The organism is Luteimonas sp. A649 (assembly GCF_054072735.1).
This window is the reverse complement of record NZ_JBSVRQ010000004.1, coordinates 101,158-117,294: the sequence shown is the minus strand read 5'-3', so window position 1 is coordinate 117,294 and position 16,137 is coordinate 101,158. Positions and strand designations below refer to the sequence as shown.

Genomic DNA, 16,137 nt, shown 5'->3' with positions numbered 1-16,137 from the left:
GCAGCGGCTTTTTTTGTGGGAGGGGGGGGGTGGAACGCTCAGGCCAATCGTTCGTATGCCGGCAAGGTCAGGAATTCCTCCAGCGCCTGGCCGCGCGTCAGCTCCTCGAGCATCCCGATCGCTTCGGCCACGCGCGCCGCGCCCGGCATCGGCCCCTCGGCGGCCAGCCGCGAAGGCAGGTTCAGCAGGGCCTGTTCGAACAGACAATCGTCGATCACCGTGCCGTCGGCCAGGTGCAGCGGCTCGCCACCGTCGGCCGCATGCAGCCACTGCCACAGCTGCGTGCGCGCGATCTCGGCGGTGGCGGCGTCCTCCATCAGCCAGTGGATCGGCACGCAGCCGTTGCCGTCGAGCCAGGCGGCGAGGTAGCGCACGCAGACTTCGACGTTGCCCTCGAAACCGGCGCGGGTGATGGTTCCCACTGGCGGCGCGATCAGCACATCGCGATCGGCCACGACGTCCTGGCGCGCCACAACGTGCTGATGCGGCCCCGGCATCGCCTCGTCGAAGATCGCCTTGGCGATCGGCACCAGTGCGGGATGCGCCACCCAGGTGCCGTCATGCCCGGCGCCGGCTTCGCGCAACTTGTCGGCGCGCACCCGCGCCAGCGCAGCGTCGTTGGCCTCCGGGTCGCCCGAGATCGGGATCTGTGCCGCCATGCCGCCCATCGCATGCGCACCGCGGCGGTGGCAGGTGCGCACCAGCAGTTCCGAGTACGCCTTGAGGAACGGCTGCGTCATCGTCACCTGGCCGCGCTCGGGCAGCACGCGATCGCGGTGCGCGCGGAAGGTCTTGATGTACGAAAAGATGTAGTCCCAGCGCCCGCAGTTGAGCCCGGCGATGCGGCCGCGCAGCGCGTGCAGGATCTCGTCCATCTCGAACACCGCGGGCAGCGTTTCCACCAGCACGGTGACCTTGATGCAGCCCTCGGGCAGGCGCAACACCTCTTCGATATGGGCCAGCACGTCGTCCCACAGTGCGGCCTCTTCCATCGACTGCAGCTTGGGCAGGTAGAGATAGGGGCCGCGGCCCTTCGCCGCGAGCGCTGTGGCGTTCTCCAGGCAGAACAGGCCGGCGTCGAACAGGCTCGCGGAGATGCGTTCCCCGTCGACCAGCAGGTGTTTTTCGTCCAGGTGCCAGCCGCGCGGGCGCACGATCAGCACCGCGCGCTCGCCTTCCGGCTTCAGGCGGTAGGACTTCCCGCCCGGCGCATCGAAGGCCAGCGTGCCGGCAACCGCTTCGCACAGCGCGCGCTGGCCGGTGAGCAGGGCATCCCAGGTCGGCGCGGTCGAATCCTCGAAGTCGGCCATGTAGCAGCTGGCACCGGAATTGAGCGCGTTGATGACCATCTTCGGGTCGACCGGGCCGGTGATCTCGACGCGGCGGTCGAGGAGTGCCTCGGGCAGCGGCGCCACGCGCCAGTCGCCCTCACGGATGGCGCGGGTGTCGGCGCGGAAGTCCGGCAGGCCGCCGCCATCGAACACCGCCTGGCGCGCGCGACGTGCGGCGAGCAGGTCGCGGCGCGTGGACTCGAAGCGCTGGTGCAGGCCGGCCAGGAACCCCAGGGCGCGGTCGTCCAGCAGGTCGGCCGCAGCGGCAGCGCCCGGAGCGACGCGGGCCTCGGCGACGGTGGCATGGGGGACTGCGGACATGGCGGCTCCGGCACGTGGTTCGGGCCCTCACCATCCCCGGGGCGTAAGTATTTGACAAAACAGATATAACAATGCGATTGATAATTTCTACTTATAAATGAGACGGAACGCGGCCTTGGACCCTGTCCGGACCCCCAGATTTGCCTACAAGGGCGATCGCCTGAAGCCGCTCCGGGCCTTTTGCCAGGTCGCGCGCCTGGGATCGGTGTCGCGCGCCGCCGAGGCGCTGTACGTCAGCCAGCCCGCTGTCAGCCAGCAGCTGCAGGCGCTGGAGCGCGAAATGGGCGCGAAGCTGTTCGAACGCAGCGGCCGCCGCCTGCTCCCTACGCCAGAGGGCGAAGCGCTGTACGAACTGGCACGCCCGCTGGTCGACGGCATCGACGCACTGCCGGCGGCCTTCCGCCGCCAGCTGGCCGGCATGGACGCCGGCGAGCTCGAGATCGCCGCGAACAGCTCGACGATCCTCTACCTGCTGCCGCGAATCGTGGAGGCCTACCGCGCCCAGCGCCCGGAGGTCCGGCTGCGCCTGCACAACACCATCAGCGCCGACGGCACCGACCTGCTGCGCGCGGACACCGTGGAGCTGGTGGTCGGCTCGATGCTCGACGTGCCCGCCGACCTCAGCTACGTGCCGGTGTACTCGTTCACCCCGATGCTGATCACGCCGCGCGACCACCCGCTGGCGCACACCCCGCGACTGACGCTGGAAGACATTTCGCGCCACGGCCTGATCCTGCCGCCGCAGCGGCAGGTGACCTGGCGCCTGGTCGACCTGGTGTTCCAGCAGGCGCGGGTGCCCTACACCGTGTCGCTGGAAGTCGGCGGCTGGGAGGTGATCAAGCAGTACGTGGCGATGGGCCTGGGGATCTCGATCGTGAGTTCGATCTGCCTGGACGACACCGACAGCGAGCGTCTGGCGATCCGCCCGCTGGATGCCTGGTTCCCGGCGCGCAGCTACGGCGTGGTGGTGCGCAAGGGCAAGGTGCTGTCACCGCAGGCACGGGCCTTCATCGACCTGATCAAGCCGGACCTGTTCGTGCGCCGCGGCCACGAGGACAGCGGACACTCGGAGCGCTAGCGCGCCGAGTGTGCCGCCACGCGGCTGCGGGGATCACGCGGCCTCTTCGACGTCCCGCTTCCTGCGCTTGCCGCCCTGGGCCGCGGCCTCCGGCTGCCGCGCCACCCGGTCGAGTTCGGCGGCGACGTCGCCTTGCTCGGTGCAGCGCGTGTTCGGGCACAGGGTGTGCATGTAGTCGGCGTCGAAGTTCAGGCGTTCGGCCAGGAAGTCGACGAAGGCGCGGACCTTGGGCGAGGTGACGTGCCCCCGCGGGAACACCGCGTTGAAGTCGAGGTTGGGCCCGGTCCACCCGGCCAGCACGTGCTGCACGGCGCCCTGCTCGGCAAAGGATTTGACGGTCACGTCGCTGGCCAGCATCAGGCCCTCGCCGCAGAGCAGCGCACCCGTAAGGGCGGCGGGATCGCTGGCGACCAGGATCGGATCGATGCGGTACTCCGCGCTTTTCTCGCTGTCGCGCAGCGGCCAGTAGTAATTTCCGTTGCGACGCGACTTCTGCATCGCCAGCGTGCGGTGGTGCTGCAGGTCGTCGGGGTGCTGCGGCGCGCCGTGGCGCGCGATGTACGACGGGCTTGCGTAGACCTGCGTGCGGAACACCGCCAGCCGGCGTGCGACCAGGTTGGAATCGGGCAGGGTGCCGATGCGCAGCGCGAGGTCGTTCTCGCCGTCGATCAGGTCGACCTGTTCGTTGCTGAGCGACATCTCCACGCGCACTTCGGGATGCAGGGCATGGAACTGGCCGAGCAGCGGCGCGATCCAGGCGATGCCGACCGAATACGGTGCGCTGAAGCGCAGCCAGCCACGCGGACCGCCCTGCAGCTGGCCGACAGCGCTCTCGGCTTCCTCGAGTCCACGCGCGATGCGCTGGCAGTGTTCGTAGTAGACGCTGCCGGCCTCGGACAGGCCGAGCTTGCGCGTGGTGCGATGGAGCAGCTGCGCGCCCAGGCGCGCCTCGAGTTCCTGCACCTTGCGGCTGACGGTGGTCTTGGGCAGGCGCAAGGCCTTGGCCGCGGCGATGAAGCTGCCGAGCTCGACCACTTTGACGAAGATCAGCGTGTCGTTCAGATCGTGGCTCACGGGGGCACTCCGGGGCAGCGGCGACATTGGACCAGCAGGGGGACAATTATTCCCCGAACTGACGGCTAATCAAGTGCCGTGCATCGGCTTATCGTGGCCGCCATCCCGCCCATGGCCGATCCCGATGACCCGTCCCGCGCGCCGCGCCCTGCTTCGCACCATCTTCTCCACGCTGATCGTGCTGGACGGGATCGGCCTGGCTGCGCTCGTTTTAAATCAATGGCTTGTTGAAGAAGCAGGCCGCTCCTGGAGCATCGCCGTCGTGCTCTTCGTGCCGCTGTTCCTACTGGCGCGGCCGCTGTCTGACGCCCTGCTCTCCATGGCCGACCGCTATGCCGGCATCCCGAATGCGGGAGAGCAAATCCCGTTGTCGGGACAATCCCGGAACGTTTGATCGTCCCGGCGCTGCCGGCTCCTGCCTTCCCCTCGCGTCAAAGGACATCCCGCCATGAACATCCGCAACGTCATCGTGCATTCCACCGTCCGCCTGTCCCTGCTGGCGACCGGCCTGGCGGCGGCCATCGTGCTGGCCGGTTCGGGCTGCAGCAGCGACGCGGTGGCCAACCCGGAGGCGCCGCCGGCGCCGGGTGTCGGTGTCGCCACCGTGGTCGCCACGCCGGTGCGGCAGTGGGACGAGTTCAGCGGCCGCGTTGCCGCGGTGGAATCGGTGGAACTGCGGCCGCGCGTCAGCGGCTACGTGCAGCGCGTCGCCTACGACGAGGGCAGCGAAGTCGCCAAGGGCGACCTGCTGTTCGTGATCGACCAGCGCCCGTATCGCGCCGCGCTCGACCAGGCCCAGGCCCAGCTCGAGCGCGCACGCGCCGAAGCAAGGCTGAGCCGCAGCCAGCACGAGCGGGCGCAGTCGATGGTCGAGGCGCGCGCGATCTCGCGCGAGGAATTCGAGACCCGGCGCGCCGCGTCCGCCGAGGGCGCGGCCGGCGTCCGCGCCGCCGAGGCCGCGGTGGCCGCGGCGCGCCTGGACCTGCAGTTCACCGAGGTCCGCGCCCCGGTCGCCGGACGCGCCGGTCGCGCCCTGGTCACCGTGGGCAATCTCGCCCAGGCCGATGCCACCCTGCTCACCACGGTGGTGTCGCAGGATCCGGTGCACGTCCATTTCGATGCCGATGAGCGCGCCTTCCTGCGCTACCAGGCGCTGTCGCGCAGCGGCGCGCGCGACGCGACCAGCAACCCGGTGCGCGTGGGCCTGGCCGACGAGCAGGGCCACCCGCACGCCGGCATCGTGGACTTCATCGACAACCAGGTCGACAGCACCACCGGCACCGTGCACGCGCGCGCCGTGCTGCCCAACCCCGACCGCGTGTTCACGCCCGGGCTCTTCGCCCGCGTGCAGCTCGAGGGCAGCGCCGAGTTCGACGCACTGCTGATCGACGACAAGGCGGTGCTCACCGACCAGGACCGCAAGTACGTCTACGTGCTCGGCGAAGACAACACCGCGCAGCGTCGCGACGTGACCCTGGGCCGCGTGGTCGACGGCCTGCGCGTGGTCGAGTCGGGACTCGAATCCGGCGACCAGGTCATCGTCGCCGGTGTGCAGAAGGTGTTCTTCCCCGGGATGCCGGTCGCACCGGAACAGGTGGCGATGGCACCGGCACGCGGATCGGACGCCGGCCCAGTGGCCGCTGCGGGCACGCGATGAGCTGACACCCGACCCTCCGCGCCGCCCGGCGACGCGAACGGTTTTCCTCCGCCGGCGTTCGATCCGTCCACCCTCCCCTCCCCCGGGTCGGGTCGATGCCGGCATCTCTCTCCCCTGTCCCGCCTGCGCGGGGCAGGGTCCACGCGGCCACGCCGCGAAGGGATGCGACATGGACTTCTCCAGGTTCTTCATCGACCGCCCGATCTTCGCCGCGGTGCTCTCGATCGTGATCTTCGCCGCCGGCCTGATCTCGATCCCGCTGCTGCCGATCGGCGAGTACCCCAACGTGGTGCCGCCCTCGGTGGTGGTGCGCACCGTGTACCCCGGCGCCAACCCGAAGGTGATCGCCGAAACCGTGTCCACGCCGCTTGAGGAGGCGATCAACGGCGTCGAGGACATGATGTACCTGAAGTCCGTGGCGGGCTCCGACGGCGTGCTGCAGATGACGGTGACCTTCGAACCCGGCACCGATCCCGACGAGGCCACCGTGCGCGTGCAGAACCGCGTCAGCCAGGCGCTGGCGCGGCTGCCCGAGGACGTGCGGCGGCAGGGCGTGACCACGCAGAAGCAGTCGCCGGTGTTCCTGATGGTGGTGCACCTGACCTCGCCCGACGGCCGCTACGACACCCTGTACCTGCGCAACTACGCGCGCCTGCACGTGAAGGACGCGCTGGCGCGGATCAGCGGCGTGGGCGATGCGCAGGTCTTCGGCGGCGGCGACTATGCGATGCGCGCCTGGCTCGACCCGGAGAAGATCGCGTCACGCGGGCTCACCGCAAGCGACGTACTGCGCGCCATGCGCGAACAGAACGTGCAGGTGTCCGCCGGCCAGCTCGGCGCCGAGCCGATGCCCGACAGCGACTTCCTCACCCTGATCAACGCCCGCGGCCGCCTGGAAACCGAACAGGAATTCGGCGATATCGTGCTCAAGGCCGGCACCAACGGCGAGATCGTGCGCCTGTCCGACGTCGCGCGCATCGAACTGGGTGCCGGCGACTACACCCTGCGCTCGCAGCTCGACGGCAAGGACGCGGTCGGCATCGGCATCTTCCAGGCGCCGGGCGCGAACGCGCTCGAGATCCGTGACGCCGTGATCGCGAGCATGGACGAGGTCTCGCAGCGTTTTCCCGAAGGCGTCGAGTACGAGGCCGTCTACGACACCACCATCTTCGTGCGCGACTCGATCAAGGCCGTGGTCACCACGCTGCTGGAAGCAGTGCTGCTGGTGGTGCTGGTGGTGATCCTGTTCCTGCAGACCTGGCGCGCCTCGATCATCCCGTTGCTGGCGGTACCGGTGTCGATCGTCGGCACCTTCGCGGCACTGTACCTGCTGGGGTTTTCGATCAACACGCTCAGCCTGTTCGGGCTGGTGCTGTCGATCGGCATCGTGGTCGACGACGCGATCGTGGTGGTGGAGAACGTCGAGCGCAACATCGAGCAGGGACTGACGCCGCGCGAAGCAGCGCACCAGGCGATGCGCGAGGTGTCCGGACCGATCATCGCCATCGCGCTGGTGCTGTGCGCGGTGTTCGTGCCGATGGCTTTCCTGTCCGGCGTGACCGGGCAGTTCTACAAGCAGTTCGCGGTCACCATCGCGATCTCGACGGTGATCTCGGCGATCAACTCGCTGACCCTGTCGCCGGCCCTGGCCGCGCGCCTGCTGAAGCCGCACGACGCGCCGAAGGACGCGCCGACGCGCGTGATCGACCGCCTGTTCGGATGGGTGTTCCGTCCGTTCAACCGCTTCTTCGGCGCCAGCTCGGAGCGCTACCAGGGCGCGGTGGCGCGCACGCTCGGCCGCCGCGGCATGGTGTTCCTGGTCTATGCCGTGCTGTTGGCAGGCACCGGCCTGATGTTCAAGGCGGTGCCGCCGGGCTTCATCCCGGTGCAGGACAAGCTGTACCTCGTCGCCGGCGTGAAGCTTCCCGAAGGCGCCTCGATCTCGCGCACCGATGCGCTGCTGCAGAAGGTCAGCGAGATCGCCATGGAGACCGACGGCGTCGCGCATTCGATCGCCTTCCCCGGGCTCAACGCCGTGCAGTTCACCAACACGCCCAACACCGGCGTGGTGTTCCTGCCGCTGGAGCCGTTCGGCGAGCGCTCGCGCAGCGCGCTGGAGATCAATGCCGAGATCAACCAGAAGATCGCAGGGCTGCAGGAAGGCTTCACCTTCTCGGTCATGCCACCGCCGATCCTCGGCCTGGGCAACGGTGCCGGCTACCAGCTGTTCATCGAAGACCGCGCCAATCTCGGCTACGGCGCGCTGCAGGACGCCACCAGCGCCATGCAGGGCGCGCTGATGCAGACGCCGGGCATGGGCTTCGCCAACACCACCTACCAGGCCAACGTGCCGCAGCTCGACGCCGAGGTCGACCGGGTCAAGGCCAAGTCGCAGGGCGTGCCGCTGACCGAACTGTTCGACACCCTGCAGACCTACCTCGGCTCGGCCTACGTCAACGACTTCAACCGCTTCGGCCGCACCTGGCAGGTGATCGCGCAGGCGGATGCGCCCTTCCGCGACAGCGTCGAGGACATCGCCAACCTGCGCACGCGCAACGACCGCGGCGAGATGGTGCCGATCGGTTCGATGGTGGAGATCCGCCAGACCTACGGCCCGGATCCCGTGCTGCGCTACAACGGCTATCCGGCCGCGGACCTCGCCGGCGACGTCGACCCGCGGGTGATGTCGTCCACCGAGGGCATGGCCAAGGTCACGGAGCTGGCCGCGGGCATCCTGCCCAACGGCATGGCGATCGAGTGGACCGACCTCAGCTGGCAGCAGGCCACCCAGGGCAATGCGGCGCTGGTGGTGTTCCCGCTGGCGATCCTGCTCGCCTTCCTGGTGCTGGCTGCGCTGTACGAAAGCTGGACCCTGCCGCTGGCAGTGATCCTGATCGTGCCGATGTGCATGCTCTCGGCGCTGCTGGGCGTGTGGCTGACCGGCGGTGACAACAACGTCTTCGTGCAGGTCGGCCTGGTGGTGCTGATGGGCCTGGCGTGCAAGAACGCGATCCTGATCGTGGAGTTCGCGCGCGAGCTCGAACTGCAGGGCTTGGGCATCGTGGAGGCGGCGCTCGAAGCCTGCCGCCTGCGCCTGCGCCCGATCGTCATGACCTCGATTGCCTTCATCGCCGGCACCGTGCCGCTGGTGCTGTCGTCGGGTGCGGGCGCCGAAGTGCGCTCGGCCACCGGCATCACGGTGTTCGCGGGCATGGTTGGCGTGACCCTGTTCGGCCTGTTCCTGACGCCGGTGTTCTACGTCGCGCTGCGCAAGCTGGTGACGCGGCCGGTGGCGGCATCCGGGCCTGCGCAACCCGACGCGTCGACGGAGGTGGTCCGTGCCTGAGCGCCTGCTCGAAATCCCATCGCTCGACGAGATCCGCCGCATCTTCGGCCACGACGACGACGCCCGTGCAGCGACCAACGCGCCGGACGCACGGCCCGACGACACCTTGGAGAACGACGATGACTGACATCCAACGCGCCGCGACGCCGGTGCTTACCGCCACGGTGCTGGCACTCGCCCTGGCCGCCTGCAGCGTCGGACCCGACTACGTGCGGCCGGAGCTGCCCGCGCTGACCGTGTTCCAGGGCGCGCCAGCAGCGACCGCGCCGGGACCCGCTGAAGCCGCCGTCGGGACCGCCGCCGCTGCGGAAGCCGGCACACCCACCCCTGCCACGGCGGACGACCGCTTCTGGCGCGGCTTTGGCGATCCCCTGCTGGTGGATCTGGTCGAAGACGCGCTGGCCGCCAACCACGACCTGCGCATCGCGCTCGCCCGCTACGACCGCGCCAACGCACTGCTGCGCGGTGCGAAGTTCGATCGCTTCCCCACTCTCACCGCCGGTGCCGAAGCCGCCACGTCACGCACCAGCGCCGACCAGGCGCCGGGCGTCGCGCGGGCGGACCGCGACGGCGACAGCTACAGCGCCGGCATCGCCGCGGCCTGGGAACTCGACGTGTTCGGACGCATCCGCCGCGGCATCGAGGCGGGCCGCGCCGAGGCGCTCGCCGGCTACGCCGACCTGCAGGCCGCCCAGGTGGCCATCGCCGGCGAGGTCGCACACGCTTATCTCGAACTGCGCGGCGCCCAGGAGCGCCTGCGCGTGGCCCGCGGCAACGCCGACAACCAGCGCGAGACCGTCGAACTGGTTCAGGCGCGTTTCGATGCCGGCCGCGACAGCGAGTTCGACACCGCGCGCGCCGGCGCCCAACTGGAGGCGACGCTGAGCCGCATCCCCGCGCTCGAGGCCCAGGTCGCCTTCGCCATCCATCGCCTGGGCGTGCTGACCGGGCGCACGCCCGACGCGCTGGCCGCGGTGCTTGGCACTGCCGCGCCGTTGCCCGAGCTGCCGGGCGCGATCGATCCCGGCACGCCGGGCGAGCTGCTGCGCAGACGTCCGGACATCGCCGCGGCCGAAGCGCGGCTGCACGCGGCAACCGCACGCATCGGCGTCGCCACGGCCGACCTCTTCCCACGCTTCACGCTGGGCGGCCTGATCGGAAGCCAGGCCATCGATGCCGGCGCGCTGTTCGAACGCGGCAGCGAAACGCGGCTGGTCGCGCTCGGGATCGACTGGTCCTTCCTCGACGTCGGCCGCGTGCGCGCGCGCATCGCCGCCGCCGATGCCGATGCCGCCGGCGAACTCGCGCGCTACCAGCAGTCCGTGCTGCTGGCCCTGGAAGACACCGAGAACGCGCTGGTGCGCCTGGACCGCGCGCGCGCCGAAGATGTCCATCTCGAACGCGCCGCCCGCGACAGCGCACGCGCCGCCGAGCTCGCCCGCATCCGCTTCGACGCCGGCGCCATCGGCCTGCTGGAAGTGCTCGACGCCGAGCGCACCCGCCTGCAGGCCGAAGACGCGTTTGCCGCCGGCCGCACCCGCAGCGCGACCGGCGCGGTGGCGCTGTACCGCGCGCTGGCGGGCGGCTGGCCGCATGCGCTGGCGCTGCAGGAGGGCGTCAGCCGGCGCTGACGTCCGTCGCCGTCATTCCGCGGGCAGCGGCAGCACCTCGTCCGCGAACACCGCCACGTGCGGCACCCCGTCGGCTCCGATCCAGCCGCGGTACATGCCTTCGGTGTTGAAGGGGAAGGCGATATTGCCGGCGGCGTCCAGCGCGATCGCACCGCCGTCGCCGCCCGCGCGCACGACCTCGCCGTTGATCACGGCCTCGGCGGCGGTCGCGATGCCGTCGCCGCGATGGTGCACGCGTGCGCAGATCTCATGCGCCGCGGCCGTGCGGATGTAGAACTCGCCCCAGCCGGTGCCCGACACCGCGCAGCGGGCGTCGGCCCAGGTGCCGGCGCCGATGATCGGCGCGTCGCCGACCCGCCCCCAGCGCTTGTTGGTCATGCCGCCGGTCGATGTGCCTGCTGCAAGGTGGCCCTCGACATCCAGCGCTACTGCGCCGACGGTGCCGAAGTACTTCAGGCCGCCGCGTCCCGCGTCCTCCCCGGCACCGGCTTCGGCACCCTCTGCGGCTTCTGCACGCAGCGCACGCTGCAGCTGCTCCCAGCGCCGTTCGGTGCGGAAGTAGGACGGGTCGACCAGCTCGATGCCCTGTCCCTGGGCGAACGCTTCCGCGCCGCTGCCGCTCAGCATCACGTGCGGGGAATGCTCCATCACCGCGCGCGCCAGCAGGATCGGGTTGCGCACCCGCTGCACCCCGGCCACCGCGCCCGCACGACGGTCGCGGCCATCCATGAGCGATGCATCGAGTTCGTTGCGGCCTTCATGCGTGAACACCGCGCCGCGCGCAGCGTTGAAGGCGGGATCGTCCTCGAGCACGGTGATCGCGGCGGTCACGGCATCGAGCGCCGATGCGCCGGCCCGCAGCCTGGCGTGGCCCGCCAGCAGCGCGCGCTCGAGCCCCGCGCGTGCAGCCACCTCATCCTCGGGCGAGAGGCCCGCGCGCACCACGCCGGCACCGCCGTGGATCGCGAGCACGGGCTTCGTGGGCGCCACCTGGCGCGAGGCCCCGGGCGCCTCGCCCGCCTCGCTCCGGGTTTCCTGGGCAGCCGCGGCCACGGACAGCAATGCCGCCAGCATCCCGCACGCAAGCGCCGCCCCGATGGCATCCATTCGACGATGTGGCTTCATGTACTTTTCCTCGGAATCTCCGCCTGCCGACAGCGCATTACACCGTACCGCGATTGCGCCCCTGCCACGGCCGGTACCACTCGCGGATGCGGCGCATGTCCTCGTCCGCGTCTTCGCCGGCGTGAAACAGCGGGCCGACGCCGATCACCTTGTCCGGGTAATGGAAATACACCCGCAGCACCGGCACGTCGGCGGCGCGGGCGATCTTCAGGAAGCCGCTCTTCCAGTGCTCGACCGGCTTGCGCGTACCCTCGGGCGCCAGCCCGAACCAGAGGCGGTCGGCGCCGCGGATCCTCTCCGCCACCTGCTCCACCACTCCCGCCGAGCGGCCGCGATCGACCGCGATCACGCCCAGCGCGTGCAGCAGCCGCGACAGCGGCCACCAGAACAGTTCGCGCTTGCCCAGGATCTTGATGTCCAGGCCCAGGCCGAGCTTCACGGCAAAGCCCCAGACCCCATCCCAGTTGGACGAGTGCGGCGCGGCGATCAGCACCAGGCGCGGCACGTCCGGGAATTCACCGACCACGCGCCAGCCGCCCAGCCGCAGGATGCTGCGGCCGAACCAGCGCGCGAACCGGTTCGGCCGCAGGCGCGGTACGTTGGGCGGCAGCGCCGGAAGGATGTCCTCGCGTGGTCCCCTCATGTCCCCTGCCGGTCAGTCCCAATCGCGCACGGTGCGCCCGCGCTTGATCGTACTGCGCTCGCGCTTGGCATCAAGGCGCCGGGCCTTGGCGGCGCGGCTGGGCTTGGTTGCCACGCGCTTCTTCGGCGCCTGGCGGCCGGACTCGATGAACGCCGCCAGCCGCTCGCGCGCGTCCTGGCGGTTGCGGTCCTGGGTGCGGAAGCGCTGTGCGTTGAGCACCAGCACGCCGTCGTCGGTAAGGCGGCGATCGCGCTTGGCGAGCAGCCGCTCGCGCACGGCATCAGGGAGCGAGGGCGAGTTGGCGATGTCGAAGCGCAGCTCCACCGCGGTCGCGACCTTGTTGACGTTCTGTCCGCCCGGCCCCGACGCGCGCACGAAGCGCTCGAAGAGTTCGTCCTCGGGAATCGCGATGGGCGGGGGGGTCGTCATGGCTGTCCGATCATCGCGCGCATCCGGCGTGCCGTCACTGCTGGAAGAATGCCAGCGCACGCCCGAATTCCGTGACGGGCGGCGCGGTGACCTGCACGCGCGTCGCCGGATCATGCGGATGCGGAAACGAAAGTTGCTCCGCGTGCAACAGCATGCGGTGGATGCCCATCATCCGGAAGCTCCGGTTGTGGCGGCCGTCGCCGTGGCTGGTGTCGCCGATGAGATGATGCGACAGGTGCTTGAGGTGGCGGCGGATCTGGCGGAAGCGGCCGGTCACCGGCCAGGCACGCAGCAGCGCGTAGCGCGAGGTCTCGAAGCCGCTGGACGGCACCGGCAGTTCCGCCATCGCCAGGCGTTCGAAACGCGTCACGGCAGGCTTCTTCTGTGGCTTGCCGGGACCGCCATCCAGTGGATGGTCGACCACGAATTCCGCCTCCGCCGGCCACCCGCGGCAGACCGCAAGATAGGCCTTGTCGACGTCGCCGGCCATCAGCGACTTGCCCAGCGCGGATGCGGTCTCACGGTCGAAGGCCAGCAGCAGGCAGCCGCTGGTGGCGCGGTCGAGGCGATGCACCAGGAAGATCGGCTTGCCGAACTGCGCGCGCAGGCGGTCGGCAGCGAAGTCGCTCTCGCCGCGCGCAAGCTTGCTGTCGTGGACCATCAGCCCCGCGGGCTTGTCGACCACCGCGAAGGTGTCTTCCAGATGCAGGACCGGCAGGGCTGAGGGGGGAGATGCCGTGGTGCGTTCTGCGGCTGTGGAAGAAGCTGCAGTTGAGGGGAGACTTCCAGCTGTGGGGGGACCTTCAGCTGTGGGGGGACCTTCAGCTGTGGAAGCACCTGCAGTTGTGGGAGCGGCTATAGCCGCGATTGCTCTCCCATCGCGGCTATAGCCGCTCCCACAAGAACTGTTGCTCCCGCTGGAGGGGGTGCTGCCGCTGGGGTACATCACCGCGGGCGGGCGGCAGTGATGGCCCAGAGGCCGCCGATGCCCGCGACCCAGGCGGCGACCGGCACCGACCACAGCCGCGGCCCGCCGGCGTCGAGGCCATGCAGCACCGCCGCCGCCACCAGCAGGCCGACGCCGAGGATCGCCGCCACCGTGCGGCGCTGCATCGCGCGCATCACCTGCACCAGTTCGGCCATCTCCGTGGACTGCATCTCCAGCCGATGCCGCCCCTCCACCTGCTGCGTCAGCCAGGCATGCAGCAGGCCCGGCATTTCCGGCGCGCGCGTGGCGAGCTCCGGCAGGCGGCGGCGGAACTCGGCGCCCAGGCGCTGCGGGCTGTAGCGCTCGGCGAGGATGCGTTCCAGCACCGGCCGCGCGACCGCCCAGATGTCGATGGTCGGGTCCAGGTGGCGGCTCACGCCCTCGACATTGAGCAGCGTCTTCTGCAGCAGGATCAGCTGCGGCTGCAAAGTGAGCTGGAAGCGCTGCGCCGTTCGGAACAGCTTCAGCAGCACCTCGCCCAGCGAGAACTCCGACAGCGGCCGCGTGAAGTAGGGCTCGCAAACGCCGCGCACCGCGGCCTCGAGTTCGTCCAGGCGCAGCGTCGACGGCATCCAGCCCGCCTGCACGTGCAGCTCGGCGATGCGCCGGTAGTCCTTGTTGAAGATCGCCATGAAGTTCTCGGCGAGGTAGTACTGGTCGTCGCCCGAGAGCTGGCCGACGATGCCGAAGTCCAGCGCAATGAAGCGCGGGTTCACGCGCCGCGACGGATCGTCGTCCACCCAGATGTTGCCGGCGTGGGCATCGGCGTGAAAGAAGTTGTCGCGGAACACCTGGGTGTAGAACACACGCACGGCCTTGGCGGCGAGCAGCTTGCGGTCCATGCCGGCGGCTTCGATCGCGGCGATGTCGTCGCTGGGGATGCCGCTCACGCGCTCCAGCGTCAGGATGTGCTCGGTGCTGTGCGACCACACCGGCGCCGGCACGTAGAGGTCGGTCGAGTTCTCCCAGTTGCGGCGCAGCACCGACGCATTCGCGCCTTCGCGCTGCAGGTCGAGCTCGGCGGCCAGCGTGCTGGCGACTTCGTCCACCACTTCACGCGGGCGGATCTTGCCGGCATTGGGATGGGTGCGCTCGACGAAAGCGGCGATGCGTTCAAGCAGCCGGATGTCGGCGGCGATGCGCGCGGCGATCCCCGGGCGCAGCACCTTCACCACCACCTCGCGCGGCGGCTGGCCGTCGACGCCCGGCAGCCGCGCCGCGTGCACCTGCGCGACGGACGCGGACGCCAACGGCACGGTGTCGAAGGCGACGAAGGCGTCGGTCACGGGACGCTCAAGCTCGCGCTCGACGATGGCGCGCGCGACCTCGCCGTCGAACGGCGCCACCTGGTCCTGCAGCAGCACCAGCTCGTCGGCGACGTCGGCCGGCACCAGGTCGCGACGGGTCGACAGCACCTGGCCGAACTTGACGAAGATCGGACCCAGCTCCTGCAGCGCCAGGCGCACGCGCGCGCCGCGCGGCAGGTCGGTGATCTCGCGCGAGGCGCGCGGCACGAAGGGCCGCAGCAGCCACAGCCAGCGCCCGGCCGGCGTGCCCTCGAACAGGGTGTGCAGGCGATAGCGGAGCAGGACGCGCCCGATCTTCAGGGCGTGCAGGGCGGACCTCACCGGACGCCCCCGACGGCCGAGGCCAGGCGCGAAACGCGCGCGGCGATGCGCTCGACGTCATCGCGCAGGGTGTCCACGTCGTCATGGAAGGCATCGAGCTCGTGGCGGCCAACGACGTCGCGTGACTCCTCGACCACGTACTCGGCCGCGGTCGCGGCGAAGCCCTCGCCCGCGCGGCGCGCGCCCTTCAGCGCGGACGCCGCGGCGTTCGCGACCTGCACGCCAACGACGTCCCCGAACGCAGCCACGAACGGTCGCTGCCAGTCCGGATCGAAGCGCTGCGCCAACCGCTGCAGCGCGCGGGCCAGCTCGGCATCGCCTTCGATCCGAAGCCGGCCGCTGGGCGTGGCGTGTTCGTCGGCGGCGCCCAGCATCCCCTGCAGCTGGCCCAGCAGGCCGCCGAGCGTGGTGCGCACCGAGAGGTCGGGCGCGGCATCGGCATCCACCGGTCCAACCCGCAGCGCTTCACCGTCCACGCGGATCGACATCGCCAGCGGCGGGGACGCGAGATGCAAGGCCACATGGCGGCCATCCAGCCTGGACAGGGCCTGGCGGGTGTCGTCGTCAAGGGCGAGCGCACGGTTGAGCGCTGACTCCAGCGCGCGACCGGCCAACGGCTTCAAGCCGGACAGCGGGGATGGGGAACGGGCCATGGCGCGCATTGTAGCGGCCAGCCCAGGGCCGCCGGCGCGCTGCGTGAGCGGCGGCCGGCGGCGTGGATCAGACCTTTCGACCGCGGAAGAACGAGATCGCGGCCAGCACCAGGAACACGATGAAGAGGATCCAGGCGATGTTGCTGGCGGCACCCGCGATGCCGCTGAAACCCAGCACGGCGGCGATCAGGGCGATGACGAGGAAGATGACGGCGTAGCTCAGCATGGCGGTT

General features: G+C 70.3%; 15 protein-coding genes. 6 read left to right on the top strand and 9 right to left on the bottom strand.

Annotation, left to right across the window (positions count from 1 at the left end; genetic code table 11):
* Positions 1 to 38: 38 nt before the first annotated feature.
* Positions 39 to 1,652 (bottom strand): malate synthase A, encoded by a 1,614-nt coding sequence (gene aceB, locus ACW5E8_RS13910; RefSeq protein WP_456966128.1) that lies wholly within the window; start codon positions 1,650 to 1,652, stop codon positions 39 to 41.
* Between the two features lie 97 nt (positions 1,653 to 1,749).
* On the opposite strand from aceB, the gene ACW5E8_RS13905 reads away from it, so the two are divergent.
* Entirely contained in the window at positions 1,750 to 2,730 is a 981-nt protein-coding gene (locus ACW5E8_RS13905; RefSeq protein ID WP_456966127.1) for a LysR family transcriptional regulator, read from the top strand.
* 33 nt (positions 2,731 to 2,763) lie between these two features.
* Here the strand turns inward: ACW5E8_RS13905 and ACW5E8_RS13900 are convergent, their stop codons facing one another.
* Positions 2,764 to 3,804, bottom strand: coding sequence for a LysR substrate-binding domain-containing protein (locus ACW5E8_RS13900; protein WP_456966126.1), 1,041 nt, complete (start codon positions 3,802 to 3,804; stop codon positions 2,764 to 2,766).
* Between the two features lie 124 nt (positions 3,805 to 3,928).
* On the opposite strand from ACW5E8_RS13900, the gene ACW5E8_RS13895 reads away from it, so the two are divergent.
* The 5 genes from ACW5E8_RS13895 (at position 3,929) to ACW5E8_RS13875 (ending at position 10,438) form a co-directional block, all read left to right on the top strand.
* Positions 3,929 to 4,198: a hypothetical protein gene (locus tag ACW5E8_RS13895; protein ID WP_456966125.1), complete on the top strand. Its 270-nt coding sequence runs from the start codon at positions 3,929 to 3,931 to the stop codon at positions 4,196 to 4,198.
* Positions 4,199 to 4,252: 54 nt separating this feature from the next.
* Positions 4,253 to 5,461, top strand: a complete 1,209-nt coding sequence (locus ACW5E8_RS13890) for an efflux RND transporter periplasmic adaptor subunit (RefSeq protein ID WP_456966124.1) — start codon at positions 4,253 to 4,255, stop codon at positions 5,459 to 5,461.
* A 169-nt stretch (positions 5,462 to 5,630) separates the two neighbouring features.
* Complete coding sequence (locus ACW5E8_RS13885; RefSeq protein ID WP_456966123.1) at positions 5,631 to 8,807, top strand: efflux RND transporter permease subunit; 3,177 nt, start codon at positions 5,631 to 5,633, stop codon at positions 8,805 to 8,807.
* Positions 8,800 to 8,934, top strand: coding sequence for a hypothetical protein (locus ACW5E8_RS13880; RefSeq protein WP_456966122.1), 135 nt, complete (start codon positions 8,800 to 8,802; stop codon positions 8,932 to 8,934). The genes ACW5E8_RS13885 and ACW5E8_RS13880 overlap by 8 nt, the downstream gene beginning before the upstream one ends.
* Entirely contained in the window at positions 8,927 to 10,438 is a 1,512-nt protein-coding gene (locus ACW5E8_RS13875; protein WP_456966121.1) for an efflux transporter outer membrane subunit, read from the top strand. Before ACW5E8_RS13880 ends, ACW5E8_RS13875 begins: the two co-directional genes overlap by 8 nt.
* 12 nt (positions 10,439 to 10,450) lie before the next feature.
* On the opposite strand, the gene ACW5E8_RS13870 is transcribed toward ACW5E8_RS13875, so the two are convergent.
* From ACW5E8_RS13870 to ACW5E8_RS13840, 7 genes are all read right to left on the bottom strand, one after another.
* Positions 10,451 to 11,563 carry an isoaspartyl peptidase/L-asparaginase family protein gene (locus ACW5E8_RS13870; protein WP_456966120.1) on the bottom strand — a complete coding sequence of 371 codons (1,113 nt, stop codon included), beginning with the start codon at positions 11,561 to 11,563 and terminating at the stop codon, positions 10,451 to 10,453.
* Between the two features lie 37 nt (positions 11,564 to 11,600).
* Positions 11,601 to 12,206, bottom strand: a complete 606-nt coding sequence (locus tag ACW5E8_RS13865) for a lysophospholipid acyltransferase family protein (RefSeq protein WP_456966119.1) — start codon at positions 12,204 to 12,206, stop codon at positions 11,601 to 11,603.
* Between the two features lie 12 nt (positions 12,207 to 12,218).
* Positions 12,219 to 12,635 carry an alternative ribosome rescue aminoacyl-tRNA hydrolase ArfB gene (gene arfB / locus ACW5E8_RS13860; protein ID WP_456966118.1) on the bottom strand — a complete coding sequence of 139 codons (417 nt, stop codon included), beginning with the start codon at positions 12,633 to 12,635 and terminating at the stop codon, positions 12,219 to 12,221.
* A gap of 34 nt (positions 12,636 to 12,669) precedes the next feature.
* The gene (locus ACW5E8_RS13855) at positions 12,670 to 13,353 is read right to left on the bottom strand and encodes a pseudouridine synthase (protein ID WP_456966206.1); all 684 of its coding nucleotides are present in this window, start codon (positions 13,351 to 13,353) and stop codon (positions 12,670 to 12,672) included.
* A gap of 227 nt (positions 13,354 to 13,580) precedes the next feature.
* Entirely contained in the window at positions 13,581 to 15,251 is a 1,671-nt protein-coding gene (gene ubiB / locus ACW5E8_RS13850) for a ubiquinone biosynthesis regulatory protein kinase UbiB (RefSeq protein WP_456966117.1), read from the bottom strand.
* Complete coding sequence (locus ACW5E8_RS13845) at positions 15,248 to 15,904, bottom strand: ubiquinone biosynthesis accessory factor UbiJ (protein ID WP_456966116.1); 657 nt, start codon at positions 15,902 to 15,904, stop codon at positions 15,248 to 15,250. The genes ubiB and ACW5E8_RS13845 overlap by 4 nt, the downstream gene beginning before the upstream one ends.
* A 67-nt stretch (positions 15,905 to 15,971) precedes the next feature.
* A complete protein-coding gene (locus ACW5E8_RS13840; RefSeq protein WP_456966115.1) occupies positions 15,972 to 16,130 on the bottom strand; it encodes a DUF1328 domain-containing protein in 159 nt (52 codons plus the stop codon).
* Positions 16,131 to 16,137: the final 7 nt, after the last annotated feature.

Coding starts and splice junctions, on each gene's coding strand:
- aceB (WP_456966128.1), bottom strand. CDS start 1,652: ATGTCCGCAGTCCCCCATGCCACCGTCGCCGAGGCCCGCGTCGCTCCG.
- ACW5E8_RS13905 (WP_456966127.1), top strand. CDS start 1,750: ATGAGACGGAACGCGGCCTTGGACCCTGTCCGGACCCCCAGATTTGCC.
- ACW5E8_RS13895 (WP_456966125.1), top strand. CDS start 3,929: ATGACCCGTCCCGCGCGCCGCGCCCTGCTTCGCACCATCTTCTCCACG.
- ACW5E8_RS13890 (WP_456966124.1), top strand. CDS start 4,253: ATGAACATCCGCAACGTCATCGTGCATTCCACCGTCCGCCTGTCCCTG.
- ACW5E8_RS13885 (WP_456966123.1), top strand. CDS start 5,631: ATGGACTTCTCCAGGTTCTTCATCGACCGCCCGATCTTCGCCGCGGTG.
- ACW5E8_RS13875 (WP_456966121.1), top strand. CDS start 8,927: ATGACTGACATCCAACGCGCCGCGACGCCGGTGCTTACCGCCACGGTG.
- ACW5E8_RS13870 (WP_456966120.1), bottom strand. CDS start 11,563: ATGAAGCCACATCGTCGAATGGATGCCATCGGGGCGGCGCTTGCGTGC.
- ACW5E8_RS13865 (WP_456966119.1), bottom strand. CDS start 12,206: ATGAGGGGACCACGCGAGGACATCCTTCCGGCGCTGCCGCCCAACGTA.
- arfB (WP_456966118.1), bottom strand. CDS start 12,635: ATGACGACCCCCCCGCCCATCGCGATTCCCGAGGACGAACTCTTCGAG.
- ACW5E8_RS13845 (WP_456966116.1), bottom strand. CDS start 15,904: ATGGCCCGTTCCCCATCCCCGCTGTCCGGCTTGAAGCCGTTGGCCGGT.
- ACW5E8_RS13840 (WP_456966115.1), bottom strand. CDS start 16,130: ATGCTGAGCTACGCCGTCATCTTCCTCGTCATCGCCCTGATCGCCGCC.